The sequence below is a fragment of the Algoriphagus resistens genome, assembly GCF_001442615.1.
Taxonomy (GTDB): domain Bacteria; phylum Bacteroidota; class Bacteroidia; order Cytophagales; family Cyclobacteriaceae; genus Algoriphagus; species Algoriphagus resistens.
Map to the genome: position 1 here is coordinate 311,364 of NZ_LMXN01000003.1, position 24,111 is coordinate 335,474.

The window sequence follows — 24,111 nt, forward strand, 5'->3', positions numbered from 1 at the left end:
TATGGCGATGACTGCTACGTTTAATCCTTTTTCACAGTCGCAGTATCAGGTTTGGCAGCGGGAGTACTTTTCGGGAAAAAGCCTTTAAGGAGCTTCTTAGCCTCGTCCACAGCTTTATCCTTGGCGACATCTACTTGCTTCTCAAGTTCCTTTTTTGCGCTGTCCTGGGCCACTTCAGATTTTGCTTTCAGCACTTGCTTCATGCTATCCTGAGCAGCATTAAACTGCTCTGTGGCTTGAGTTTGTAGCCCTTGTGCTTCACCGCTTACTCTTGCTTTCAAAGCATTCGCCAGTAAGGACTCGATACTATTTCCTCCTGCAAGGGCTATTTTCGGAGAATTATATGTTCCGGATAGATTAAGTGCGAGGGGAATGGCTGTGTTTTCATCTACAGATGTACCTGAGAGGGTAGCCAGGAGTGAATTTGCCTGTGCACCGAATTTGTTTGCAGGTATCTGCATATTAATTAGGTAGTTGATCGAACCGTCAAAGCCTGCCGTTCCTTGGACGTTGGCCTGATAGTCCCAGAGTTTCACATCAAAAGGTTTCACGTCCATCACCCCATTGTCGATACTGATCGGAATGGAAATATTTTTCATTTGCAGGGTATTTACATCTTTAAGCTTGGTGAGACTGGTGATGCCTTCTAGGATTTTACTATCCTTCAGGGCAGTTTCAGCCACTTTTAGCAATCCTTTCCCATCCAGACTGGATAGCAAAGGCATCATGTCCTGACCCAGTTTACCCGAGAAATCAAGATTGGAATTGAATTTACCTGTTAAGTGCTGAGCAATAGGGGCAAAAGCCTTTACCGAATTAAATGATTTGAAAGCCTCAGCAATGCTAAGGTCAGCGATGTCCAGTTTGAAATTGAACAAAGGGGCAGTACGATCTCTTGGATCATAGGTTCCGTCCAAAGCGATGGTTCCTCCCATTGTATTCATCGAAGCGTCTGAGAAATTCAAAATACCATCTTTTAGCGTCATATTTCCCTTCACTTGCTTCAGATTCATATCATCATAAAGTACCTCCTCTGCATCGACAGACATGGTAAAGTCAATGGTGGAGGGAAGCTCAATCACTGTGAGTTCTGAACTGCCCGTATCCGTAGCAGTCTGTTCGCCCATCCACTCATTCACATTGAATTTGCTGCTTATCAAGGCCAATTGCCCCTTCAATGTGCCATTTTCTCCTAAGAAATAGTCCATGTAATTGGTGAGGGATCCAGTAGCCTGGAGTGGACTTGAGCCGATTTTCGAGTCAAACTCGGAGAGGAGTATAGTTGAAGGATTGAATTCCGCTTTGGCTTTGGTGATCTGTATGCTTTGGGGTAGATCGGTTGCGGAATACTTGAAGTTGCTCACATCCATTAAGCCCCGAGTCTCCAATTGATTGTAATTTTTGGCTTCCACAGCAGCATAAGAGCCCTTAGTATTAAGATCTGTCTGAATGCGGCCTTCCATATCCATTCCTTCCATAGGGAAAATGGCCAGAATTTTCTTTAGATCTACTCCGCCTTTGATCTGTCCGTCCCAGATCAGCCTGTCAAAATCCCTGATTTTCATCGTGCCATTAATAGCTTCACCCTCCAGTTCAAATCCAAACCGGCTCAAATCCACAAAAAAATCAGTCATGCTTCCACTTGGGTTTTGGATAGATGCATTGACATTCAGTTTCTCTATCGGAGCTGGATAATCAGCACTTTTTGCATAGCCATTTGCCAAAAGCAACCTTGCATTTATTGCTGGAATAACACCCGCCACAGAATCATATCGGCCTTTTGCTGTAGCATCTACATCCAGATTTCCTTTCAAAGTCATTCCTTCAATTGGGAAAATAGAGGTTAGTTCTTCCAGGTCTAGTTTACCTTTCAGCGCTGCATCGATTGTATAACTGACCAGATCAGAGAGGTATAGCTTACCGGAGATAGGATTGCTGCCAAAGTCCAGATTGAAAGTTGGAATGTTCACCGACGTGTTGTCGATATTATCCGTTTCATTCTTTATGTGAAGGTCAAGGTTTACATTTTTTACAGGTCTTGGCAAGTCGGGATATTGGAACATCCCATCAGCTACTTTGAGAGAAATATCGAAAGTCGGGGTTTTTGCCTCATTGTAAATTCCTTTGATTTTTCCATGAAAATCCATCGTGCCGGACGTGTTCAAGCTCGAAAAGCTCTCCGTGTAAATTCCCGGAACCAACGACAGGATATTCTTGAATTCATTGTCTTTTCCTTCCATAGATAAATCCATTTCTATATCCTCACCAGGCATGGCGAGATAGCCGTTGAGGCCAAACAGAAAGTCATTCAATTGAAAATCACCTTCTCCGAGGGTGAATTTCATATTCTTCATGTCGATATTCAGGAGTGTTTCACCCTTGAAAGTTTTATCGGAAAGATAGCTCACATCTTCGTAGGTAATATCTGCAATCAATGCTTCCATGCCGATAGGAAGATCATAGACATCAGCAGTGAATTCACCTGCGCCCTTAGCATGTATTCCTCCCAAAGCCATAAAATAACTGAGCTGCCTGTCATCGTAAACCACATTCAGATTGCTGATTTCCATTTCATCTACTCCGATTTTAAAGTTGCTTTCTGTGGATTCTTCCGTTACTTCCTCTGTGGGAAAAGCGATGTCATAATTGGCTGTACCATCTTCGAGAACCTTGATATAGACATTTCCGCCGTTCAAATGCACGCCGGTTAAGGTAGGATAGTCATCAAAAAGGACAGAGCTCAGATTGAAATCAACCGCAAGTTCGCGAAGAGAGACCAGCGTATCATTTTCAAATGGGGCATTTCCTACTATATCCAAATCCTGGATCCGGGCGGAAACATTTGGGAATCTTCGAAAGAGGCTTAAGCTCACCTTATCGATGTCATAAATGACCTTTGCGTTCACAGATTGGGCAATTTCCCGGTCAATGCGGGCAGCGATTTTGTCCTTAAAAATGAAGGGAACGGCTACTGCCGCGGCTAGTAAAAATAGGAATACTCCTAGAATGATGATCAGGGTCTTTTTCATGGATAATGTTTTAAACCAGGTCTTAGTGAACTAAATTGGATGTATGTGACTGGAGAGATCCAGATGAATTACCTACCCAGGGCTATAGGGGATGAATTACTAACAAATTTTAAGCCGTGCTCATACATTGAATGATAAATGAACTTGGCAAAGATATCCATAAAATCTGCACTAGAATCCAATCTAGAGAACCTTAGGACAGGAAGTTCTTCGTCTAATTCCACTTTTGATCTGCTATTTTGCTTAACTTATTTGCTTGAAAAATAGACGTGGCGATGAAAAATCAATTTATGTTCTTGTTTTGGATAATGGCCCTGATGTTATCAGGCTGTGAAATCGCAGAGGATTTAGATGAGGCAGGAGAATTGAAAATCCTGAAGGATGGCGAAGTCGTCTTGGATCTTTCGGATATTGACTATTATGATTTTTCAGCTCATATATTTTATTTGAATGAAAACAATCGCCTGAATGGTGATTTTGATAAACTTGAGGGTGCTTCCGTTGTCGTAGACGGCGTGGAAATCTACTCCCTGAAAATTCAAGAAATACACAGCTCTACTATTTTTCCAGGTACTCAAATCAATCGAATGATGGACATGTTTGGTGATTTTGCATTTAGAATCAGCTTTGTCAAGCTGGATGACGGTTCAGGCAGTATCACCGCTGACCCACGAATAGATCCTACTATTAGAAAAGTCCTAAAGGCCCACGGCAAATTGAGAGAAGGTCTCTCCATAGAAATCGTTTCGGTTGAGAAAAGTGGAACAGACATCAAAGCCAAACTTAGGCTGGAAAATCTCGACCCCATTTCCTATTACCATCTTGATCCAGGCAAAATGGGGAATGCACTGTTTCACTATTTCACCAACGGTCTGACCTTTTATAATCCTGAAATTCCCCAATATGTATATGACCAAACTATAGGAGAAGCGCCCGAGCCCTGGAATTATTGGACGAATGACTGGCTTGCAGAGATTGGTGGAAATCAATCCAAGGTATTCGAATTTTCTTATAACCTCGGAACAGTACCAAAAGGAGAAGAACTGGATTTTTTCTTTGATTTTTCTTCCCCGCATTTCTCAATTACCAGCCGTGCAGATCTCAAGCTAAACAACGGCACGGTTTGGCTGGGCACAGTGCATGATTTGAAGACGGTGACCTTTTAGGGCATTTTTTTTTAGTTCAATAGCGTTCCATCGAAGCGGAGGAATCAAGGATTTTGGTGGTTTATTTCCGTGATTTAAGATCCGGGGAATGAGATTCCTTTCACGCGTCTGTAAAGATTCAGTGCATATTTATCTGTCATTCCGGCGATAAAATCTACTAAGCACCGAAGCAGGGGATACGGATTTACTTCTGCCCCCCAGCCTTTCAGCGGAAAATCCTCTGGAAGCAAGCGTAGAATGCTTTTGTCCTGACCTGAGAACTTCTCAGGATCATAAAATTGATGATAAAGTGCTTTGGAAAAAACCTCCAATAAACCTTCTAACACCTGAAATCCTGCAGCTTCTTTCTCCAAAACTACCTGTGATCTATAAATTTTCTGAATGGAGACTTCAGTGATTTTCTGTAGGAATTTGGCAGAAGGAATGACATCGGTAAGCGCCTTGTCAAAATTTCCCTTACACATACCTTCTTCATATTTGGCGAATTCTTCCACACATTCGTTGATTAGTTCACCAATCGCCAGTGCCCTTAGAGCACCAAGATTTTGAGCGTCAGTGCGTGGCTCCTTTAGTTTTTTAGGGTCAAACTTGTCTTTCAAAATCGGGGCAAGAAGCTTCACCGTTTCATCGAAACTGACCAGACCAAGTGTACAGCCATCTTCCAGATCGATGATGCTATAGCAAATATCGTCTGCAGCTTCTACCAAAAAGGCAAGAGGATGTCTATACCAACATTCAGGGCTGGATTTTTCTATTCCCAGGACGACACCCATTTGTTCAAAATCGGTCAGTTGATTAATGAAGAATCCGTATTTCTTCTGACTTCTACGAGCAATATCCCGCTGTGCGATCATGCTTGGTCTTGGGTATTTGGTAAATGCCGCGAGTGTAGCATAGGTTAATTTCAACCCAAATTGTTTTGAAACCAGCATTCTGAATCCTTGAGCATTCCCTTCAAAATTGCAGAGATCTGCAAGCTGCTCGGTCCGCACATGGGTTTCCCAAATTTTTCCTGAGGGGTGAAACTTGAAGAAATCTGAAATAGCTTCTTCTCCGGCATGACCAAAAGGAGGATTTCCTATATCATGAGTCAAAGCTGCAGCGGCCACAATAGCTCCTATCTCAAAAGCGGAAATACCATTACTTATCAATTGAGGGTATTTTTTGAGTAAAATTTCCCCTGCTGCTTTTCCCAAGGATCTTCCTACACTGGAGACTTCCAGACTGTGAGTCAGTCTGGTATGTACGAATGCCTGCTCGGGTAAGGGAAAAACCTGGGTTTTATCCTGTAAATTTCGAAACGGTGCCGAAAAAATAATTCGGTCGTAATCAACCTCAAACTCACTTCTGACCACTTGTGTAGGTATAAATCCCGGTTTATCACCAAATCTCCCGCGTGCGAGCAGTTTTTCCCATTTCATCATCCCCAAAAATAAGAAGCTCTTTAGACATTACTTTATTATTTGTGATTTTTGACTTGGCATGGTCATTGGATCTCACGGACTAGATATACCAAACACATTATCGTATGAAAAATATATTTTCTTACCTGGTTCTTACAGGACTTGCCTTAGTAGCAATGTCATGCTCTTCCGATGATGACAATCCAAACAGCGGTTCTGCACGAGTGAATTTCTATCTTGTAGATGCTCCGGCATCCTATGATGAAGTGTGGATAGAAGTGCTGGCGGTTCGTGTCAAAGTGGACCAGGATGGAGTTGATGATGAGATGGATGAGGACGATGATGAGTCCTCATGGGTTGAGATCACCTACGATGAAAGCCAACCCATAAATCTTTTGGAGCTGACGGGCGGCAACAGTGAATTACTGGGTGCGGAAGACTTTCCCGAAGGGGAAATTGATCAGATTAGGTTGATTCTTGGGGAAGATAATTATGTGATCAAGAATGGGGAGCGTCATGAATTGAAAACTCCAAGCGCGCAACAAAGTGGATTGAAAATAAAAGTGGATGAGGATATTGACGGTGGGATGACTTATGATTTAATCATCGATTTTGATGCGGCAAAGTCTATAGTAGAGGCAGGTAATTCTGGTCAGATTATCTTAAAACCAGTCTTAAGAGCGTTTTTGGATGAAGCTGCTGCGGGTATTACAGGGCAGGTTTTACCACTTGACGCACAGCCTGTACAAGTCACTGTCAATGATGGCGATGATCAATACAATACTTTTGTGGACGAAAATGGCAACTTCAAAATCATAGGGTTAGATGATGGTATATACTCCATCACGTTTAGTCCGAATGAACTTTATTTTCCTACCAGCATTGAAGATGTTCAGGTAGTGGATGGAGAGATTACTTCTATCGATCCTGTGACACTTTCACTTAAAGAATAGTAAATGTGAAACCGGCTTCGGCCGGTTTTTTACTGTCCAAGCATTTGAGATTCAGTATTTGCAAAGTTTTGGGCTAAATTTACCAGGTGAAAAAACTGCAATTTTATCTCCTGCCCATCATCTGCGTGCTATTCTTCGCTGCCTGTGAGGATCCGGATTCTAGCCCTAAAGCACTTTTAAACGTTCTTTTGGTAGATAGCCCAGCTAAATGGGACTCTGTTTTTGTAGAAATAGAGGGTGTTGATATTGAGGTTCTAGCGGATGGTCGAGAGAATCAAAACCAGATTTTTTTTCTAGAATATAAATCGGGGGACAAGCGCATAAAAGTAAGCGATCTGGTCGGCGGCAATGCTTTACTTTTAGGAAGAAATGAATTGCCAATAGGGCAAATTATCAATGCAACAATTATTTTGGGCGATGAACATTCCATGTTTATTGATGAGAAGGAATATATATTGAAACTCATTGATCCATCTGACGATCAAATAAGTTTGTCAACATCAATTGATATTGAGCAGGGAATATCTTATGATATTTTGCTGGATATGGATCTTGAAAAATCAATCGTCCAAGCTTCGGAATCCCCGTTGACTTATGCACTTGATCCGACTTTTGAATTGGTAAAGGGCGCAGGAACTATCGAATTGAGTGGGATTTTAAAGCCGCTTACCCTATTTCCAGCCATCTTTATGATAAGTGAAACGGATACTTTTACTACCCATACCAACACCTCGGGTCAGTACCTTTTTAGGGTTCCAATGGGTAAATATGGATTTTACTTTGATCCAAAAAATGAGCTTTACCAGGACACCACGTTTAGTTTAGATCTCACAGCAGATGTTGATAGTGTCTTGAAGGAGATTACTTTTAAAGTTAAACCCTGATGGCTGCCGACGCACTTTACATGCAGAGAGCTCTTGAGCTTGCTGAGTTTGGCAGGGGAAAAGTAAGTCCAAATCCTATGGTGGGATGTGTAATCGTTCATCAGGATAAAATTATAGGGGAAGGATATCATGAGGATTATGGAAAGGAACATGCAGAGGTAAATGCGGTGAATTCTGTGGAAAACCAAGAGCAACTTGCTGAGGCTACAGTTTATGTAACACTCGAGCCTTGTGCCCATTTTGGAAAAACACCTCCTTGTGCCAATTTATTGGTTGAGAAGAAAGTGAAAAAAGTCATTATAGCAGCTTTTGACACCAATCCTTTGGTAGGAGGTAAAGGGATTAGGATTTTACAGGAAGCCGGTATCGAAGTGGAAACAGGGTTTCTGGAGAAAGAAGCTAGAGCTCAGAATAAGCGATTTTTCACGATGATTGAGAAAAACCGCCCTTATGTGATCTTGAAATGGGCTCAGACACTTGATGGATTTGTGGCTAGGGAAGATTTCTCTTCCAAGTGGATTACTAATGCCTCTAGTCGCCAGCTAGTACACAAATGGCGAGCGGAAGAAGATGCGATTCTGGTGGGGAAAAATACTGCAAAATACGATGACCCATCCTTGAATGTAAGAGATTGGATAGGGAAAAATCCGCTCAGGCTGGTAATTGACAGTAAAATGGAACTTCCTAATTCGCTCAAATTATTTGATGAAGCAGTACCAACGGTTTGCTATAATTCGCAGAGAACAGAAGTGAAAGGAACTTTGGAATATGTTAAGTTGAATCCAGGGTTTCACGTGAAGGATATTTTGGAAGACCTGCATCAGCGGAAAATTCAAAGTTTGATTGTCGAGGGAGGAAGCTATTTACTGAATAAATTTCTGGTATCCGAACTTTGGGACGAAGCCCGGGTGTTTACAAGCAGTATCACATTTGGCAATGGGATAAAAGCACCTATACCCCCTGCCCCAGTTTCCGAGACGTTTGAGGTCTTGGAAGACACATTAAGAATTTATCGTCATGTCTGAAAGTCTTTACATTCCGAAGTCGGCAACAAAAGCCGAAAAATATGAAGTAATTTTGCCTCAAATCGAAGCGTTAATCAGTAGTGAACCAGACCTCTATGCTAATCTTGCCAATATCTCTGCGGCGTTGAAGGAAGCTTTTGACTTTTTTTGGGTGGGGTTTTATCTGGCAAAGGAGAACCAGCTGGTTTTAGGTCCATTTCAGGGCCCAATCGCCTGCACGAGAATATCCTTGGGCAAAGGAGTTTGTGGTACTGCTTGGCAAAAAGGAGAAACGGTATTGGTTCCTGATGTAGATGCATTTCCTGGTCATATTGCCTGTAGTTCAGCTTCCAAATCAGAGATTGTTGTCCCTGTTTTCAAAGGAGGATTGGTCGCCATGGTGCTTGATGTGGATTCTGACCAATTAGGTGATTTTGATGCTGTGGACCAGGAATATTTGGAAAAATTGATGGGTGTGCTGGGTAAGCAGCTGTAAGACCTCCCCTCCATTCCTAATGAGTAATACCTGATTTCCGGGTGTAGTCGAGCTGTCTAGTGACACAAGGATAGCTACCTTATTTTCACAATTCAAACCTGTCTTCAGGAGGGTTTTAATGGGTAGCGGCCTTCAGGCAAAACTCCCTTATAATATCAATACAGGCTTTTTTCTGCTCGATCATTCCCAAGTGTCCTACACCTTTTAGCTCATAGTAATCAGGTATTGCTTGCTTATGAGCTCTACTTGCATCGATTTTCACAGCTCCATCTTCAGTACCGGCAATCATGAGTTTTGGTTCGGGATAATTCTTTAAGATCTCAAATCGGTCTGTTCTATCTCGCATAGCTTTAGTGTAAGCTATTAAGCCTTCTAGAGTCGATTGCTTCGCTTGTTCAATAGCCAACGTTATTTCCGCTTGGAATTCGTCACGTTTTTTCTCTGGAATAAGTGGAGGCACGAATGAAGTTACAAATGTGTCTACTCCGTGTTTTTGCAAAAATGCAACTGTTCTGTCCCTCATCTCTTTTTTCTCTATATCATCGGCAAATGCAGTAGAATGAAAAAGGCCTACAGCCTTTAACTTAGACCCCATCAATTGTAGCAGTGCCAGTGTCACATAGCCACCAAGAGAATGACCGATTACGATTGGATTTTGGATAGCTTTCTCTTCCATCCATTCTTTCAAAAGAAGCGCGATTTCCTCTAAGGTATTACTGCATAGGGTCATGGGGGATTTTCCGCAACCTGGAAGATCGGGACAGATTACCCAAAACTTATCAGATAGATGCGCTGCAAAATCCGTCCACATTTCGCTGATTTCACAGAAGCCATGAATAAGAATAATTGGGTGTCCTGAACCTTTCTCAAAAGAGTAAATTTCGGACATAACTTAACTCGTTTTTGTGACTGAAGCCATGCTTCTCACTGCGGTGGCGATTCCTTCAGGATCAAAGCCACATTCACGATGTAGCTCATGTTGCTCACCATGCTCAATTATGTCATCGGGAATCCCCAGACGCTTCACTTGAGCCTGATATCCATGGTCCATCATCCATTCGATCACAGCTGAACCAAAACCGCCCATCAAGCAGCCATCTTCTATGGTGATCACTTTTTTGAATTTGCCAAATATTTCGTGAAGCAGTTCCCCATCAAGTGGTTTTACGAACCGCATATCGTAATGTGCTGGATCCAAACCCTCTTTTTCAAGGGTTTCGCAGGCTTCCACCGCATAGTTTCCAATGTGTCCAATAGTCAGAATAGCGATCTCTTTGCCTTCTTTAACAATACGGCCTTGACCTAGCGGGATTTGCTCAAATGGAGTCTTCCACTCTGGCATCACGCCTTTTCCTCTTGGATATCTAATAGAATATGGGCCATTGTGGATAGATGCTGAGTACATCATATTTCGAAGTTCTTCCTCATTCATAGGTGCCGAGACGACCAGATTTGGAATACACCTAAAAAAGGCAATATCATAAGCACCGTGGTGTGTAGGGCCATCAGCTCCTGCAAATCCTGCTCTGTCTAAGCAAAACACCACGGGAAGATTTTGGAGACATACATCGTGCAGCACCTGATCATAAGCGCGCTGCATGAAAGTAGAATAAATATTACAGAAAGGAATGAGTCCCTGAGTTGCCAGTCCGGCTGAGAATGTCACCGCATGTTGCTCGGCGATTCCCACATCAAACGCCCGATGTGGCATGGCTTTCATCATAATATTGAGAGAAGAACCGGAGGGCATGGCAGGAGTCACCCCCATGATCCTATCATCCAGCTCAGCCAATTCCACCAAGGTATGCCCAAAGACATCCTGATACTTGGGAGCCTGTGGAGTGCTTGGAGTGGTTTTATATATTTCACCAGTCACTTTATCAAATGTTCCCGGCGCGTGCCAGGTAGTTTGATTACCTTTTTCTGCGGGGGCATATCCTTTTCCTTTCATTGTGATACAATGGAGGATTTTGGGGCCCGGAATATCTTTTAGATCTTTCAATACTTCTGCCAAATGATTGACATCGTGCCCGTCTACGGGGCCGAAGTACCGGAGATTTAATGATTCGAAAAGATTGCTTTGATTTAAGAGGGCAGATTTAATTCCCCCTTCCACTTTAGAAATCACATCCTGCGCGCTAGTTCCAAATTTGCTCAGCTTCCCTAAAATTTTCCATACCTCATCCTTTGCCTTATTGTAGGTTTTTGAAGTGGTAATATCTGTGAGATAATCTTTAAGTGCACCGACGTTTGGATCGATAGCCATGCAGTTATCATTCAGAATAATCAATAAGTTAGTGTCACTAACCCCGGCATGATTCATAGCTTCGAAAGCCATCCCGCCTGTCATGGAGCCATCACCGATCACGGCAACATGCTGTTTTTGGGTAAGACCTTTGTATTGCGAAGCTACTGCCATTCCCAAAGCTGCAGAAATCGATGTGCTAGAGTGCCCAACCCCGAACGTATCGTATTCACTTTCCTTTCTTTTTGGAAATCCAGAAAGCCCTCCATACACGCGGTTGGTATGAAAACGCAATCTTCTTCCGGTAAGTATTTTGTGCCCGTAAGCCTGATGTCCTACATCCCAGACCAGCTGATCTTCTGGAGTATTGAGGGCATAATGAAGGGCAACAGTAAGTTCGACTACTCCAAGGCTAGCACTGAAATGGCCACCATATACCGATACATTATCAATGATAAATTGCCGGAGTTCATCACAGATCTGAACCAGTTTGTCCTTTGGAAACTTCTTAAGGTCTGCGGGGTTATTTATTTGGGCTAATAATTTTCCTGGTTCAATCAGCATTTTTCAGCGGTAATATGGTCAAATTAGAATAACAACAATTATGCTTCTTTGTTTTTCCAATCAAGTAAATTTGGACAAAAGGCGATTGCCTCTTTCTCCTGCCGTTTCCAATTAATTTAGCTTAATTGAATATCTTTGGCTACAAGGTGGCAAAATTAACCAATAATTTAAATATCCTTTGAGTTTCGAAATCAAATTACCACTCTTCGAAGGTCCTTTTGATCTGATGCTCTTCTTCATCGAGCGTGATGAACTGGATATTTATGATATTCCTATTTCCAAGATTACCAATGACTTTCTGGATTATGTCCATCAGATGGAGCAAATGGAAATGGAAGTAGCCAGTGATTTTATCCTCTTTGCGGCTACGCTCATGAAGATCAAATCACGGATGCTTTTGCCAAGACCAGAGTTGAATGAAGATGGGGAAGAAATAGACCCCCGCGAGGAACTGATAAGGAATTTATTGGAATACAAAAAGTACAAGTCAGTCATCGAAGTGCTAGGCTCCATGGAAGAGCAAGAGCTGTCCAAGCAAAAGCGGGGAAATATAGCAGAAGAATTGAAGATGCTGAACAAGGTGGATGATGTAGATGCAGAAATGCAGGATATGGATTTATATAAATTGCTGAAAGTCTTCCAGCGGACCATGGCCAAAATGGCCGCACGGGTGGATGAAACAAAACATACCGTAATTCAGTATCCATATACTATCGCCCAACAAAAAGACTTTGTCTTAGAGAAAATCAGTTTCAAGAAAAAAGTACCATTTGCTGAATTTATCAGCTACAAACCCGATAAAATTTTTGTGATTTATACCTTTCTGGCAATTTTAGAATTACTTCAACTTTCCCTGGTTACAATCGTCATAGGTGATGGTTTCAATAACTTTTGGGTGGAAAAGACTGAGCCAATAGTTGCTACATAGCGTATGAAATTGGATAACAAAAAGATTTTCCAAACCCTCAATCCGAATAAGATTTGGGTTCCTGTTCTTATAGGCTTTAGTATAGTGTTTGCTATGTTTTATTTTGACCCTTCGGTCAATGCAAATACGATGAAAGGCGTTTTTGATGCTTCCCTGCCATGGATTTTTTTAGCCATACTTGTCATCTTGTTTAGGGATCTGGGCTATGTGTATAGGATCAGGAAGATTACTGACCAAGCTCTTACTTGGCAACGGTCTATTTATGTCATAATACTTTGGGAGTTTGCCTCTGCAGTGACACCATCAGTGGTCGGAGGTACAGCGGTAGCGATTTTTATCTTAAATAAAGAAGGGATTAAGCTTGGCAGAGCCATAGCTTTTGTGATGGTAACTGCGATTCTGGACAATCTGTTTTTTGTGATAGGAGCACCGGTTATTTTATTTTTTGCGCAGGGGAATATTTTTCCACAAAGCAAAATGTTAGAAATGCAACTCCAAAATAGCATGGAGGCCATTTTCTGGATTTCTTACTCACTTTATGCCGCGTATAGTCTGGTAATGGCTTTAGCCCTATTTTATAGACCAAGGGTTTTTAAATGGGTACTCATAAAGATTTTTTCAATCAAATGGCTCAGAAAATGGAAACACGATGCTCAGGAATATGGAAACCAGATCATAGAAGCTTCCAAAGAACTTGCGGGCAAGAAGTGGAATTATTGGTTACCTATTATTCTGGCAACTATATTTATTTGGAGTTCAAGGTATCTGATGTTGAATGCCTTGATTTCGGCTTTTGTTTCGCTGAATCTTAACGATCATATCATCATTTTTGCCCGACAGGTGATCATGTGGATCGTGATGATGATCTCCCCTACTCCGGGAAGCAGCGGCACCGCAGAGTTTTTCTTTGGTGAGTTTTTTGCACAATTCTTAACTGACTACACGTTGCCTACAAGTATTTTGTGGAGGTTACTTTCCTACTATCCCTATTTGATTTTAGGAGCATTTTTCTTGCCCCGGTGGGTAAAACAGGTGTTTTTTAAGAAAAAGACAATAAATTCAAGGGAGGATGTTTCGGGAAATTAATCAAGAACAAATCGCTCAAATCACCCATGGAGATATTCTCAATGGATATGGGGACTTGATGATTTCTCAAATAGCCATTGATTCTAGACAGATACTTCATCCTGAAAAAACGCTGTTTGTTGCTCTGAAAGGAGCTAAAGCTGATGGGAAAGATTTTATTCCACAGTTGGCAGAATTGGGGATAAGCACATTTTTGGTTCATCACGATTTTGATGGGCGAGGCTTTTCTGATCTGTGTTTTATCAAAGTTGCCGATACCCGGAGAGCATTACAGCTACTGGCCCAATACCAGCGGGCGTTATTTTCGAAGCCTGTGGTAAGCATTGCGGGAAGCAATGGAAAAACGATTGTCAAAGAATGGCTGGGGCAGATTTTGGGACAGAAATATGCCGTGGCCAAAAGCCCAAAAAGTTATAATTCCCAAGTTGGTGTTCCGCTTTCAATCTTTGGGATAGAGCCCTATCATCAAGTAGCGATTTTGGAGGCAGGAATCTCCAGAGCAGGGGAAATGGCTATTCTGGAAGAAATGATCAAGCCGAATCTTGGAATCTTCACGAATCTTGGAACCGCACATCAACAGGGATTTGAAAACCCGCAAGAGAAGCTCAAGGAGAAACTTTCTCTTTTTGAGAACTCATCTTACCTGATTTATTGTAGGGACCAGCAAGAGGTTTCTGAGCAAATAGAGGCCATGTTTTCAGCAGAAAAACTAGTCGGCTGGTCAGATAGAGCAGGAACGGAATTTACCAGATCGTTAAAAGTGAAGGCAAATGGAGCACGCTTGATCTTAATGAAACCGGATCTAAGCACCCATACTTTTCAGGTGCCGTTTACAGATGCCGCTTCTCTGGAAAACATCACTCATGTGATCGTTGCGGCGATGACGTTAGGACAAAGTGCAGAAGCTATCCAGAAGGGGATTTCCCATCTGAAATCCGTAGATATGCGATTGACGCTGAAGCCAGGGATAAATGATTCCCTGCTGATAGATGATACTTACAATAACGACTTGGCGGGATTGAAAGTGGCGCTTGACTTTATGCAGCAGCAGCGGCCTAAGCGTAGAAAAATCCTGATTTTATCAGATTTACTTCAACAAGGCTCCGCAGAGAAAATATATGGAGAAGTTGCTGAGCTGATCAAGAAATATGAGTTCGATCAACTGTATGGTGTAGGCCGGGAGATTTTCTTTTTGGGAAAAATATTTCAAGAAACATTCAAAGGATTTAGCTCGACTCAGGAGCTTTTGAAGAGTCTTGATCCTGAGATGTTTCATAATGACCTGATCTTAGTGACGGGTGCACGGGTTTTTGGCTTCGAAGAAGTTGTAAATCAGCTTCAACAGAGAATTCATGGCACTACGCTAGAGATCAATCTAAATGCACTTACACACAATTATAATTTTTACAAGAAGCTTATTTCACCTACGACCAAAATAATGGTGATGGTGAAGGCTTTTGCCTACGGTGGAGGGGCGGTAGAGATTGCCAATCAAATCCAAATGATGGGCGCAAATTATCTCGGAGTTGCCTTTTCGGACGAGGGAGTTGCATTGCGCAAACAGGGGATCAAGCTCCCAATTATGGTACTCAATACGATGCAGGAATCCTTTGGACTTTGCAGCGAGTTTGATTTGGAGCCGGTGGTTTTCAGCCCGGAGTTTTTCGAGAGCCTTGCTTCTTGGTGCAGTGTACACAATAAGAAGATAAAAATACATCTGGATTTGGACACCGGAATGCACAGATTGGGTTTTGAGAAGAAACAATTATCCACCCTGGTGAGCCTGATACGTTTGAATCCACACTTGGAAGTTGCATCCATTTATACCCACTTAGTTGGCGCAGATGAAGAAGTGCACAGGAAGTACTCTTTGGCTCAATTGGCGGATTTTGAAGAAATGAAAAATGAAGTGCTCGACATCCTTTCGTACAAACCCCTGATCCATGCGCTCAATTCAGCAGGAATAGTGGCCTTTCCTGAATATCAATTTGATATGGTAAGATTGGGTATTGGCCTATATGGGGTAGAAGTGACGGGCAGGCACGAGTTGGCTCTTCGGGCTATCAGTACACTCAAAACTACTATCTCTCAGATCAAAGAACTTGGTCCAGGCGAGACAATAGGCTATTCCCGGAAAGGTGTTTTGCCTTTAGGTGGTAAAATTGCAACACTTGCCATCGGTTATGCAGACGGCTATGACCGGAGATTCAGCAATGGCAAAGGCTACGTGCTGATCAATGACCGGAAGGCGGCAGTAATTGGAAATGTCTGTATGGATATGTGTATGGTTGATGTCACTGGGATGGACGTGAAGGTTGGGGATGATGCAATTATTTATGGCGAAAAAATATCGCTGAAAGAACTGGCTGATCAGATAGGAACCATCCCTTATGAATTGCTAACAAATATCAGTGCTCGTGTAAAGCGGGTTTATTACTTGGACTAGCTTGGGTTTGGCTATTAAATTTCTCTAAATTCCTCTATGAAAATCACTAAAGAGCGATTGGCCCATATAGTTTTTGAGTCAGACGATTGGGCTTCCAAGACATTCGATATCGTGTTGCTGTTTCTGATCTTTGGCAGTATTCTAGTAGCAATTTTGGATTCTGTGGCTAGCCTGCACAGACAATATGGAGAAGTGTTTCTATTGTTTGAATGGCTGTTCACTATTTTGTTCACGGTAGAATATTCCCTAAGAATATGGCTCTCCCGCAATCCACGCGGATATATATTCAGTTTCTTCGGTATGGTGGATCTGCTGGCTATTTTACCGGCTTATCTGAGCATTCTAATTGTGAATTCCCAGCTACTCACGGTGGTCAGAGCCTTGAGATTGCTAAGGGTAATCCGGATTTTGAAATTGGGAAGGTATGTGGCAGAAGCGGAATACTTAACTAAATCATTAAAAGCAAGCTCCCACAAGATCATGATATTCATTGGTTTTGTATTGACGATTGTGCTTATTATGGGTACGCTGATGTTTATTATAGAAGGGCCTGAGCACGGATTTGATAGTATTCCTATGGGGATGTATTGGGCTATCGTGACCTTGACCACCGTGGGTTTTGGTGATATTACACCCCAGACTACAATAGGTCAATTCGTGGCCTCGCTAATCATGCTTCTTGGGTACGCTATTATTGCTGTCCCCACAGGAATAGTATCTTCTGAGATGGCCTCGGAGAAAAGAAAGATGGAAAATAAAAATAAGGTTACCTGTCCTGCCTGTAGGCATTCTGGCCTGGATGAATGGGATGAGTATTGTAAATTCTGCGGTGAAAAGCTAAACTAATCTCCGAGTTGCAAGAATTCCTTTATGTTTTTGATTTTTCCGAAAAGCAATAAAATGTCTTCTGACTCGAACTTATACTCAGGAGTGACCACACCGATCACATTTTTGTGTGGTGAATTAATTCCAAGGAGATTTTTCTTTTGTTCTATTTTGATGACTGTGAGAATATTTAAGTAAAATTCTTTTCGAATGTTGGCTTCTGCCACCGTCATGTCCAAATAGCGTTTTGGGACTTTCACCTCTACGATATTGTATTCATCAGAAATTTCCAATGAATCAAGCACACCCTTCATTTGTAGTCTTTTAGCAAGTCTATCAGCGGTCTCTTCTTCGGGATGTATGATTTCATCAATCCCGATAGCTTGAATCACCGTTTCATGAAGGTCATTAATTGCGCGGCCAATTATTCGCTTGGAATTCAGTTGCTTGAAAATAGCTGTACTCATTATTGAAGCACCTATATCTTCACCTATAGCTATAATGACCACATCTGTATCCTTAAGAGGCAGATTTTTCACGGCAGCCTGATCTGTTGCATCCATTACGATTGAATGAGTGATGCTATCCTTAATCATTTCTATCTTGCTTTCGCTGGAATCTATACCGATTACCTCGTGTCCAAGATTTGTCAAGCGTTTTGCCAGGTAGCCTCCAAAATTGCCTATGCCTACTATGATATATTTCATATGATTATAATTTGTCTTTAAAGGGCCATATGGAATCTCTCATGCATTATAATTATTCCTCTGTGTGTTGCCTGTAGCATGCTCGATTTCATGTGTTTATATTTTGATTTTTATAGGTCTCAAGGAACCTCGCATGGCTGAATAATCATCCTAGTGTGTGACGCTTTAGTCAAGCTCGATTTTATGTGCATGATTAAGTAATAAAGACTGTTTCTTCAGGATATTTATATCGTTGCTCACCGATTTTACGGACGATTGCTATTAGGATGGTCAACGTCCCTACTCTACCTATGAGCATGATCGCCATTACTACTAATTTGCTGCCTGTGCTTAATTGTGAAGTGATCCCCAGCGAGAGTCCGACAGTGGAAAAAGCACTGAACACTTCAAAAGCGACATCCATCAATGCAAGTTCGGGATTAAAGATCATGAGAAGAAATACGCCAATCCCTATTACTAAAACAGAAAGAGAAATTACTGCAAAAGCCTTTTTAAGGGTTTCATTGGAGAGTTGTCTACGAAAGACTTCTACTCTGGATTTTCCTGAAGCAATACTGAATGTAGTGAGCATTGCCACCGCAAAAGTACTGGTTTTTAATCCGCCTCCAGTAGACCCGGGAGATGCACCAATCCACATCAGGAAAAGATAAATCAATATTGTAGGAACGGCCAGTTCCCGCATATCCACTGTGTTGAATCCTGCTGTTCTTGGTGTCACCGCGCCAAATATCGTGGTCGCAAATTTACCATATGGACTTAGTGCTTTCAGCGTAGCTTCTTGTTCTGAGATAGCATACACGACCATTCCTATGACCAATAAAATTCCTGTGGTATAGATTACCAATCGTGTGTTGACACTGGAAACCCTTGGGCTGTGCCGGTATTTTTCTATACCCAGGATGTGTTTTACATTTCCTACGATTACATGCTTCAGATAAGAATAGTAGTTTAAAACGACAGGAAAACCGATCCCGCCCAGTATAATAGCTATGGAAATAGTTAAATGCATATTGTAAGCTTCCCGGAAACCTTCTTCGTACAGTCCGTTACTTAATGTAGAAAAACCGGCGTTGCAGAAAGCAGATACAGCATGGAAAATAGAGAAGAACAGGTGGTCCGCCCGACCCGAAAATTGCGCAACATCAGTAAACTGGTAAATCATAAAAGCGGAGACGCCTTCCACTAAAACCGTGAAAGAGATGATCTTAAATAAGGTGGTATAGATCTCGTTTACATTATTTTCATTGATGTAATCCCGGATGAAAAGCCTATTTTCTATAGAATAGCTGCCTTTAAAAAAGAACCCGAAGAAACTCGTGAAAACCATGATTCCAAGCCCACCGATTTGGAATAAAATCATAATGACTACCTGACCAAAAAAGGTGAAATCCTTGGCAGTATCCAAGACTATCAGACCTGTCACACATACTGCGGAAGTAGAAGTAAACAACGCATCTATGAAGCTAATACCCTCAGTACTGGCTTCCGGGAGACTTAGAAGTCCCGCACCTACAAGAATCAGAAGGATAAAAGAAAGAATAAATACTAACGAGGGGCTCAGTTTGAGCTCATTTATAGTAAGGCTGAACTTGCTGAGTTCTATAAAAAAGAGAATGATTACTAAGCCGTTAATGAGATGATAATGGCCTGTAAATTCTAAAATAAGTTGTGTTATTTCGTCTCCGAGCACATTCCAACGGATTAATGCAGCACATATTAATACTACCGAAAGAAGTAATTCGAGGATTACCCGGGCCGGGATGAAGGATTTCTCTACTAACAATACTTTTAAGAAGTAACCCAGTCCGATAAGAATCAGAAAGATATTGAAGAGTAAAGAAGTAGCGACCTGGTTTTGGGGGTCTATAGAATAGCCCAAGTGAAAAAGTAGTATTCCAAAAGCCAAAAAACTGCTGACCTGAACTACTTTTTCCTGGATTTTCACCGTCTTTTTTAGAAAGATGATATTTCGATCAGGGTTGGAAAAGATTTTAAGCTTAAAGTTCATGTTTGAGAAATGGACATTGGAGAAATATCAATCATTTGTATGAGTCTTATCTCGAAAAAATGTAAAAAGCCCTTCAGCAGGGTACAAATGGAATTTCTTATCAAGATTTTGAGAAGAATAGATACTTGATTTGCCGCTGAAAAGGTAGGCTATGAGACAGGAAATTCCCAGGAATATTCCGCTTTCATAGCCAAAAAGCTCTACTCCCATCACAGTACATGCCATCGGCGTATTGGTAGCTCCCGAAAAGACTCCTACAAAACCCATTCCAGCAAGAAGAGCCAACGGAAGAGGGATCCAAGCCGAAAGTGCATTGCCCAATGTAGCCCCTGTAAAGAACAGAGGAGTGACTTCGCCCCCCTTGAACCCAGCTCCTAAAGTAAAACTGGTCAGACCTGTTTTTGCCAACCAATCGTACCATGGAAGGGGCGTCTGAAAAGCTTCTACAATCCTGGGAATACCTAAACCAATGTAGGTAGTATTGTCCGAAATGAATACAGATGCGGCAATCAACAGTCCGCCTATGACCGGACGAAGCGGAGGGTAAAGGATATAGTTGGAAAATTGATGAGAAAAAAAGTGAGTTGATTGGGCAAATAATCTCCCTGCCAATCCAAAGGCTATTCCAGCGGGAAGGGTCCAAAGTAAATTAATCAACGAATGTGGTGGGACAACATCTACCAAATAATGGGTGTGTTCTACACTGAAAAGGGATGCACAAACCCAATTGGCTACCAAAGCTGTCCAAAACGCAGGAAATAGGGATTTCCAACGTATTTTCCGATGAAGCATCCACTCTAATGCAAAAATAGCTCCTGCCAACGGCGTCCCGAACACTGAGGCAAATCCCCCGGCAACTCCTGCGATCAAAATGATTCTTCGGTTCTCCGGATCAAGGTGAAAATACTTGGTAAGCTGATCGGCAAGTGACCCTCCCATTTGCACTGCTGTACCTTCCCTTCCTGCAGATCCTCCGAATAAATGAGTCATAATAGTTCCTAAAAGCACCAGAGGAGTCATTCTGAGGGGAATTGGCTTTTCGGTTTTGTAAAGCTCGTCAAGTAAGAGATTGTTTCCCTTCACCGAATTTTCACCAAGACGATAATAGGTCCATCCAATAATAAACCCAGCAACAGGCAGTAAACCAATGATCCACAGATTGGCCTGTCGATAGGAAGTGACCCAATTGAGGGAAAGAAGAAATATGGCTGAGGCAGCTCCGGAAAGTAAACCAACCAAAAGGCCTAGGACGATCCAGAGTAGTAAATACCTAAAAATAGATTCGCTTTTCAAACTAGTTTTTCCAATTAGTTAGCCCAAATTAGGAATAGATATTGAATTTAATGAGACAAGTATAAACCTAAATCATTTAGAGTCGCCCAACTTATTCGGAAGTTTCTGGGTTATCTAGATACAAATCATCCAATTATGGAAAATATTCTTATTTCTGGAGGTTCAGGTCTTATTGGCCAGAAAATTACCCAGTTGCTCGAACTGAAAGGATATTCAGTGGCCTGGCTGAGCCGATCATCGCAGAGGCAAAAGAGTTTTCTCTGGGATGTAGAAAAGCAAACCATAGCGCCTGACGCGGTCGAATGGGCAGATGCAATAATCCATCTTGCAGGTGCCGGAGTCGCGGATAAGCGCTGGACAGATGAGCGCAAGAAACTCATTTTGGACTCCCGGGTTCAGGGCACCCGCTTGCTTTATAAAGCAGTAGAAAGTGCGGTCAAAAAGCCAAATGCTTTTATCTCTGCCTCAGCTGTGGGTTATTATGGTTTTGATACCTGTGCGTCCTTGATGGATGAGAATCATGAGCCGGGCGATGATTTTTTGGCTCAAGTAGTGGTGGCATGGGAAAATGAGGTAAAGAAAATGGAAGAGCTGCATCTGCGTACCGTGATGCTACGGATAGGAATAGTATTGGACGCTAATGGTGGCGCAATTGCTGAGATGATGAAGCCCCCCATTGCTGCCCCGCTCGGAAAAGGAGATCAATGGATGAGTTGGATTACAATTGAGGATCTGGCTAGAATGTTTGTTTTTGCATTGGAGAAGACGACTTTGCAAGGGGTATTTAATGCGGTAGGTCCAAATCCGGCGACCAATCAACAACTCACGCAAGCTGCTGCCAAAGCTAAGGGAAAGCCATACGTGGGGATTGGAGTGCCCGGGGTTTTACTGCGGATTATTTTGGGAGAAATGGCTGCCATGGTCTTGGGAGGCAATCGGGTTTCTTCCCAAAAAATACAAAAGGCAGGGTTTGAATTTGAATGTCCTGATTTGATACCTGCACTAAAGCATATTTATCATAGATGATCTGAAGGGAGAAGCTAGAGCATAGAAGGAGTTTTTCCGAGCAATAATTCTAAGATTTCTTCTTTTATGACGAGATGTAGCCCCAAGCTGTCTTTCGAGACCCCATCTACTAACTTATGAGTATATACTACCTCTCCATTGACGACTTTCACATCAAAGCACTTAAAAAAAATGTTTTGTTGCTTCGCTAGCTCAGGGGCTATCTCCATGATATGGGAAGAGATGACATAAACGCTTCCCTTTTGTTGGGAGAGAGCTGAAATAATCATTGATGAAGCTGTTGCAGCATCTTTTACGTTGGTGCCCCGAAATAATTCATCAAAAATCACCACCAGTTTTTTATTGTTTTTAATTTCTCTGGCAACTTCTTTTACGCGTTGCACCTCGCTGTAAAAATGACTATGGCCAAGATTTATATTGTCCGATAAGTTAATTGTGGAAAAAAGCCCAGTGAAAATATCCGTTTTCATTTTAGTTGCCGGCACCGGAAATCCGAGGTGGGCAAGATATATAGAAATTCCAAAAGCTTTCAGGAAAGTAGATTTTCCAGACATGTTCGCACCTGTCAAAAAACACATATTTTCATCCCTCGAGATACGAAAGTCATTTCCTACAGCTTTCTTAAGCTTTGGATGAAAAAGCCCTTCAATTTCAATGGATGACTCACGCCCGAGGTCATACTGGGCAAAGGAAAAATTTAATCTTTTACCCGTTTTTGCTACCGCATTGTAAGCATCAAACTCATAAAAGACATCAAGAAGCCACTGAAGCTCTGCCCGAGCCTTCTTTCGAAGAATATAATCGTGATGGGAAAAACGAAGCTGATGTGGTTTTAGGCGGAAATCGGCAACAAAGCTCCGTATATCTGTTCCATTGATAGCCTCCTGGAATCTAAAGGCGAGGTCTGATAAGTACCAAGGAGGATTTTTCTCTTGGATTTTTTGAGATAATTGGAATGCTTCACCTAGCAGTGCAAAGACATAACTCATCCCGGTTTGTTGAATGTAGAAATTGTTTGAAGTCCGGTACAGATTCTTCAGATAAATGCTAAGGGACTGGTAATATGAAGGTGAGAGAACGGAGGTACCAGAATCCAGATATACACTGATAAAATCCAACTGCTTCTTGTTGAGCTTCAACAATGCATCGTTTTCCTGGAAAAACCGGATGGAATCTTGCCTGTTTTGTAAAGTAGTCCTGCTGCGGACCGGATTGCAAAACAATTTTTCCAAAAAGGCTTTACCTCCTTTTGACTCTGGCTTGTCAAAAAGTGACAAAAGACTATCTTCATCATAGTTGACTGACAAGCCCAGATCACGGGAAGTTTGCTTATCTATGAAAAAAATTTCTTCAGCAACTTCCACCTCTTTTTGAGACTTTTCTGGAGGTAGATAATTGTACTCGATCAGCTGGTTTATTTTTAGGATCGGTTTTAATGCTCCTCCCGTTAAGAGAAATGTTCTGTCACTGATATCCATCAGATTTATATAATCATGGTCAGTGATAATTATTCCTTTGTCCTTTTTGTACTCATCTATAAGTGACTTGATATCAATTCTGTAAACAGGCTCAACTTGAGAAAAGGGCTCATCTAGCATTGCAAAAAGCGTCGGTAAATTGAGAATCAATACCACCTCAAAGTATCGTTTTTCACCCACTGAAAGTGAAGAAATTTTACTGTTGAGTAGCGCTTGAATTCTTGTGTTTGCGAAGACTTTATTTCTGCTGATTTCATTCGAGAGGAATGTACAAATTGCAGATTTCACAGTTAAAGATTTCGGTAAAAAAGCCTTCTGGGGGAGGTAAGCTATTTTGTCTCCTAAAGCATACGGAGTTTCATAGTGTTTTCCATCTATTCTGATGCTTTTATTTTCCGCCTGTAAAGAACCGAAGATGATTTGAAGGAGAGTTGATTTGCCCGCACCATTTCTGCCTAAAATTCCCAAAACTTCGCCCGTGGTACATTTCAGATAAATATCCGTGAGCAAATTACTGTTGCCAAAACCTTTGATGATACTGTCAGCTTCTAATCTATGCTCCTTCATAGT

Annotated in this window: 18 protein-coding genes; 10 read left to right on the forward strand and 8 right to left on the reverse strand. The window is 41.9% G+C overall.

What is annotated here, in order from left to right; genetic code table 11:
• Nucleotides 1-20 precede the first annotated feature (20 nt).
• Nucleotides 21-3,029 carry an AsmA-like C-terminal region-containing protein gene (locus AS141_RS07630; RefSeq protein ID WP_057937048.1) on the reverse strand — a complete coding sequence of 1,003 codons (3,009 nt, stop codon included), beginning with the start codon at nucleotides 3,027-3,029 and terminating at the stop codon, nucleotides 21-23.
• A 275-nt stretch (nucleotides 3,030-3,304) separates the two neighbouring features.
• On the opposite strand from AS141_RS07630, the gene AS141_RS07635 reads away from it, so the two are divergent.
• Entirely contained in the window at nucleotides 3,305-4,195 is an 891-nt protein-coding gene (locus AS141_RS07635; RefSeq protein WP_057937049.1) for a hypothetical protein, read from the forward strand.
• A 74-nt stretch (nucleotides 4,196-4,269) separates the two neighbouring features.
• Here the strand turns inward: AS141_RS07635 and dgt are convergent, their stop codons facing one another.
• Nucleotides 4,270-5,616 carry a dGTP triphosphohydrolase gene (gene dgt, locus AS141_RS07640; protein WP_057937238.1) on the reverse strand — a complete coding sequence of 449 codons (1,347 nt, stop codon included), beginning with the start codon at nucleotides 5,614-5,616 and terminating at the stop codon, nucleotides 4,270-4,272.
• A 107-nt stretch (nucleotides 5,617-5,723) separates the two neighbouring features.
• On the opposite strand from dgt, the gene AS141_RS07645 reads away from it, so the two are divergent.
• The 4 genes from AS141_RS07645 to AS141_RS07660 all read left to right on the forward strand — a co-directional run bounded on the left by AS141_RS07645 (nucleotide 5,724) and on the right by AS141_RS07660 (nucleotide 8,935).
• Nucleotides 5,724-6,551: a DUF4382 domain-containing protein gene (locus tag AS141_RS07645; protein ID WP_057937050.1), complete on the forward strand. Its 828-nt coding sequence runs from the start codon at nucleotides 5,724-5,726 to the stop codon at nucleotides 6,549-6,551.
• An 86-nt stretch (nucleotides 6,552-6,637) separates the two neighbouring features.
• Nucleotides 6,638-7,435 (forward strand): DUF4382 domain-containing protein, encoded by a 798-nt coding sequence (locus AS141_RS07650; RefSeq protein WP_057937051.1) that lies wholly within the window; start codon nucleotides 6,638-6,640, stop codon nucleotides 7,433-7,435.
• Nucleotides 7,435-8,460: a bifunctional diaminohydroxyphosphoribosylaminopyrimidine deaminase/5-amino-6-(5-phosphoribosylamino)uracil reductase RibD gene (gene ribD, locus AS141_RS07655; RefSeq protein WP_057937052.1), complete on the forward strand. Its 1,026-nt coding sequence runs from the start codon at nucleotides 7,435-7,437 to the stop codon at nucleotides 8,458-8,460. Before AS141_RS07650 ends, ribD begins: the two co-directional genes overlap by 1 nt.
• Complete coding sequence (locus tag AS141_RS07660) at nucleotides 8,453-8,935, forward strand: GAF domain-containing protein (RefSeq protein ID WP_057937053.1); 483 nt, start codon at nucleotides 8,453-8,455, stop codon at nucleotides 8,933-8,935. Before ribD ends, AS141_RS07660 begins: the two co-directional genes overlap by 8 nt.
• A gap of 115 nt (nucleotides 8,936-9,050) precedes the next feature.
• Here AS141_RS07660 and AS141_RS07665 read toward each other — a convergent pair whose 3' ends face one another.
• Complete coding sequence (locus AS141_RS07665; RefSeq protein ID WP_057937054.1) at nucleotides 9,051-9,824, reverse strand: alpha/beta fold hydrolase; 774 nt, start codon at nucleotides 9,822-9,824, stop codon at nucleotides 9,051-9,053.
• 3 nt (nucleotides 9,825-9,827) lie between these two features.
• Nucleotides 9,828-11,744: a 1-deoxy-D-xylulose-5-phosphate synthase gene (gene dxs / locus AS141_RS07670; protein WP_057937055.1), complete on the reverse strand. Its 1,917-nt coding sequence runs from the start codon at nucleotides 11,742-11,744 to the stop codon at nucleotides 9,828-9,830.
• A 178-nt stretch (nucleotides 11,745-11,922) separates the two neighbouring features.
• Here dxs and AS141_RS07675 point away from each other — a divergent pair, with 178 nt between their 5' ends.
• Genes AS141_RS07675 through AS141_RS07690 form a run of 4 tightly spaced genes read left to right on the forward strand, consistent with a single transcriptional unit; the run spans nucleotide 11,923 to nucleotide 17,050 of the window.
• Nucleotides 11,923-12,672, forward strand: a complete 750-nt coding sequence (locus AS141_RS07675; protein ID WP_057937056.1) for a segregation and condensation protein A — start codon at nucleotides 11,923-11,925, stop codon at nucleotides 12,670-12,672.
• A 3-nt stretch (nucleotides 12,673-12,675) separates the two neighbouring features.
• On the forward strand, nucleotides 12,676-13,758 hold the full coding sequence (locus AS141_RS07680) for a lysylphosphatidylglycerol synthase transmembrane domain-containing protein (RefSeq protein ID WP_057937057.1): 1,083 nt from the start codon (nucleotides 12,676-12,678) through the stop codon (nucleotides 13,756-13,758).
• Nucleotides 13,742-16,204 (forward strand): bifunctional UDP-N-acetylmuramoyl-tripeptide:D-alanyl-D-alanine ligase/alanine racemase, encoded by a 2,463-nt coding sequence (locus AS141_RS07685; protein WP_057937058.1) that lies wholly within the window; start codon nucleotides 13,742-13,744, stop codon nucleotides 16,202-16,204. The genes AS141_RS07680 and AS141_RS07685 overlap by 17 nt, the downstream gene beginning before the upstream one ends.
• Before the next feature lie 36 nt (nucleotides 16,205-16,240).
• Nucleotides 16,241-17,050 (forward strand): ion transporter, encoded by an 810-nt coding sequence (locus AS141_RS07690; RefSeq protein WP_057937059.1) that lies wholly within the window; start codon nucleotides 16,241-16,243, stop codon nucleotides 17,048-17,050.
• Here AS141_RS07690 and AS141_RS07695 read toward each other — a convergent pair.
• From AS141_RS07695 to AS141_RS07705, 3 genes are all read right to left on the reverse strand, one after another.
• A complete protein-coding gene (locus AS141_RS07695) occupies nucleotides 17,047-17,736 on the reverse strand; it encodes a potassium channel family protein (RefSeq protein WP_057937060.1) in 690 nt (229 codons plus the stop codon). The two genes, AS141_RS07690 and AS141_RS07695, sit on opposite strands and share 4 nt — an antisense overlap.
• Before the next feature lie 193 nt (nucleotides 17,737-17,929).
• Nucleotides 17,930-19,744, reverse strand: a complete 1,815-nt coding sequence (locus AS141_RS07700) for a TrkH family potassium uptake protein (protein WP_057937061.1) — start codon at nucleotides 19,742-19,744, stop codon at nucleotides 17,930-17,932.
• Nucleotides 19,745-19,771: 27 nt separating this feature from the next.
• Nucleotides 19,772-21,037: a voltage-gated chloride channel family protein gene (locus tag AS141_RS07705; RefSeq protein WP_057937062.1), complete on the reverse strand. Its 1,266-nt coding sequence runs from the start codon at nucleotides 21,035-21,037 to the stop codon at nucleotides 19,772-19,774.
• 135 nt (nucleotides 21,038-21,172) lie between these two features.
• Here AS141_RS07705 and AS141_RS07710 point away from each other — a divergent pair, with 135 nt between their 5' ends.
• Complete coding sequence (locus AS141_RS07710) at nucleotides 21,173-22,063, forward strand: TIGR01777 family oxidoreductase (RefSeq protein WP_057937063.1); 891 nt, start codon at nucleotides 21,173-21,175, stop codon at nucleotides 22,061-22,063.
• A 14-nt stretch (nucleotides 22,064-22,077) separates the two neighbouring features.
• Here the strand turns inward: AS141_RS07710 and AS141_RS07715 are convergent, their stop codons facing one another.
• The gene (locus tag AS141_RS07715; protein WP_057937064.1) at nucleotides 22,078-24,108 is read right to left on the reverse strand and encodes a MutS-related protein; all 2,031 of its coding nucleotides are present in this window, start codon (nucleotides 24,106-24,108) and stop codon (nucleotides 22,078-22,080) included.
• Between the last annotated feature and the right edge of the window lie 3 nt (nucleotides 24,109-24,111).

What these genes read in the sequence shown, in the direction of transcription:
- ribD (WP_057937052.1), top strand. Translation starts at nt 7,435, where the DNA reads ATGGCTGCCGACGCACTTTACATGCAGAGAGCTCTTGAGCTTGCTGAG.
- AS141_RS07680 (WP_057937057.1), top strand. Translation starts at nt 12,676, where the DNA reads ATGAAATTGGATAACAAAAAGATTTTCCAAACCCTCAATCCGAATAAG.
- dgt (WP_057937238.1), bottom strand. Translation starts at nt 5,616, where the DNA reads ATGAAATGGGAAAAACTGCTCGCACGCGGGAGATTTGGTGATAAACCG.
- AS141_RS07665 (WP_057937054.1), bottom strand. Translation starts at nt 9,824, where the DNA reads ATGTCCGAAATTTACTCTTTTGAGAAAGGTTCAGGACACCCAATTATT.
- AS141_RS07695 (WP_057937060.1), bottom strand. Translation starts at nt 17,736, where the DNA reads ATGAAATATATCATAGTAGGCATAGGCAATTTTGGAGGCTACCTGGCA.
- AS141_RS07645 (WP_057937050.1), top strand. Translation starts at nt 5,724, where the DNA reads ATGAAAAATATATTTTCTTACCTGGTTCTTACAGGACTTGCCTTAGTA.
- AS141_RS07700 (WP_057937061.1), bottom strand. Translation starts at nt 19,744, where the DNA reads ATGAACTTTAAGCTTAAAATCTTTTCCAACCCTGATCGAAATATCATC.
- AS141_RS07660 (WP_057937053.1), top strand. Translation starts at nt 8,453, where the DNA reads ATGTCTGAAAGTCTTTACATTCCGAAGTCGGCAACAAAAGCCGAAAAA.
- AS141_RS07690 (WP_057937059.1), top strand. Translation starts at nt 16,241, where the DNA reads ATGAAAATCACTAAAGAGCGATTGGCCCATATAGTTTTTGAGTCAGAC.
- AS141_RS07715 (WP_057937064.1), bottom strand. Translation starts at nt 24,108, where the DNA reads ATGAAGGAGCATAGATTAGAAGCTGACAGTATCATCAAAGGTTTTGGC.
- dxs (WP_057937055.1), bottom strand. Translation starts at nt 11,744, where the DNA reads ATGCTGATTGAACCAGGAAAATTATTAGCCCAAATAAATAACCCCGCA.
- AS141_RS07685 (WP_057937058.1), top strand. Translation starts at nt 13,742, where the DNA reads ATGTTTCGGGAAATTAATCAAGAACAAATCGCTCAAATCACCCATGGA.
- AS141_RS07710 (WP_057937063.1), top strand. Translation starts at nt 21,173, where the DNA reads ATGGAAAATATTCTTATTTCTGGAGGTTCAGGTCTTATTGGCCAGAAA.
- AS141_RS07630 (WP_057937048.1), bottom strand. Translation starts at nt 3,029, where the DNA reads ATGAAAAAGACCCTGATCATCATTCTAGGAGTATTCCTATTTTTACTA.
- AS141_RS07635 (WP_057937049.1), top strand. Translation starts at nt 3,305, where the DNA reads ATGAAAAATCAATTTATGTTCTTGTTTTGGATAATGGCCCTGATGTTA.